General features: G+C 41.2%; 1 protein-coding gene. It reads left to right on the top strand.

Going from position 1 to position 991, the window contains the following annotated elements; all coding sequences use genetic code 11:
- The first annotated feature begins 218 nt into the window (after nucleotides 1-218).
- Nucleotides 219-791, top strand: a complete 573-nt coding sequence (locus LG368_RS15355) for a fasciclin domain-containing protein (RefSeq protein WP_226755556.1) — start codon at nucleotides 219-221, stop codon at nucleotides 789-791.
- The last annotated feature ends 200 nt before the right edge of the window (nucleotides 792-991 follow it).

Below are 991 nucleotides of genomic sequence, written 5' to 3'. Positions count from 1 at the left end.
CATAGTCGGAAATCAGATCAACAGAGCTATACAAGGCGATAAAACTCGGGATGAGGTCGTATTCTTAAAGAGCGATGCCGCTTTTGCGCAGCTGCGCGGTACCCGCTGACAAAGTCACTGATTCAGATTTTAATTATTTGAAACTTGTTTTGAATGCGGCCGTATCTTTTATTAACCATGACAAAGTCGTGATGGATAATTTAACTGGAGAATGAATAATGAAATTATTAAGCCTCGTTTCTGCCGCAACTATTTTAACCCTTGCTGGCTGTTCAACTGGTGGAATGAAAGCCGCTGACGACAATACCAATCCAATGGTAGGTGGCGCACCTATGTATGCCAGCAAAAATATCGTTGAAAATGCGGTTAATTCCAAAGACCACACCACCTTGGTTGCTGCCGTAAAAGCAGCAGGATTAGTCGAAACATTACAAGGCCCAGGTCCATTCACGGTATTTGCTCCAACTAACTCAGCATTTGAAAAATTACCAGACGGTGCGGTTGCTAATTTGTTGAAACCAGAGAATAAAGACGCACTTACAACCGTCTTAGCCTGCCATGTAGTTAAAGCCGACGCTCTGTCTGGTGCCATCATGAAAATGGTAGACGACGACATGGGTAAACACCCAGTACCAACTATTGGTGGTTGCACGTTAATGGCGACTTACATGGGCGATAAAATCATGTTGGAAGATGAAAATGGTCGTATTGCCAACGTAACCATTGCGGATGTGAAACAGTCAAATGGTGTCATTCATGTTATCGACACTGTGTTATTGCCTAAGCAATAAGCACTAATTTTTAAATAAATATACATTCATATTTACTGAGATAAATAGTCGTCCCTGAATAATGGCGTTTCAAACAAGAAACGCCATGGTATTTTTAGGCTTTTCCATTAAAAACGTTATTTTTAGCCATATGCGCTGTAAAAAAGACCCAAAATATTGGGCACAATAAAGCCACTTTAGTAGCTTACGCAGGTTCTGAC

The organism is Marinomonas algarum (assembly GCF_020532605.1).
GTDB classification, from domain to species: Bacteria; Pseudomonadota; Gammaproteobacteria; order Pseudomonadales; family Marinomonadaceae; genus Marinomonas; species Marinomonas algarum.
The sequence above is the reverse complement of the archived record's forward strand: the minus strand, read 5'-3'. Positions and strand labels throughout refer to the sequence as shown.